Consider the following 468-nt stretch of genomic DNA (forward strand, 5'->3'; position numbering starts at 1 on the left):
GGCCAAAGCGGACCAGGCGCAGGAAGTCCGTGCTGACTTGTTCGCTCGCCCGCATTCGCACTCCATCGCTTCGGTTGCGAATGGGCACGAGTTCATCGAGTGCGGCGCGGCCGTCGGAAAGCACTGACGGCGGCGAGGTGCGGACATAGTAGCCGGCAACAGCGAATTTTCTTGCCAGCTCGGAGGCGCTGGCGGTGAGCCAGTCTTCCAGATGGGCGTTCCAGAAATCTGCCAGCGCTATGGCCCAGTGGCGCGCCGTCTCGTCCAGCAGCGAGCCGCCTGCGACAAGCGCCGCGATGCAGGTGGCAAGGGTGAATGCGTTCAGCCCGTTGTTTTCTTCCCAGCGGTCTTGGTCCGTCGAAGGACCGAGTCGAGCGATAAAGCCGAGCGCGCGACGGATCATGTCGTGCGGCTCAATCCCTCCTAAGGCATCTCGGTCGGCCAGCAGGGCGGCCAAGAGAACTGGAT

Annotated in this window: 1 protein-coding gene; it reads right to left on the reverse strand. The window is 63.7% G+C overall.

Annotated elements, in window-relative coordinates; genetic code table 11:
• Positions 1–403, reverse strand: a 403-nt coding sequence (locus AACY45_RS28385) for a glycoside hydrolase family 15 protein (RefSeq protein WP_339548790.1), incomplete at its 3' end; no start/stop codon positions are given.
• Between the last annotated feature and the right edge of the window lie 65 nt (positions 404–468).

The sequence above is a fragment of the Pseudomonas sp. RA_35y_Pfl2_P32 genome (assembly GCF_963970735.1).
Classification (GTDB): Bacteria; Pseudomonadota; Gammaproteobacteria; order Pseudomonadales; family Pseudomonadaceae; genus Aquipseudomonas.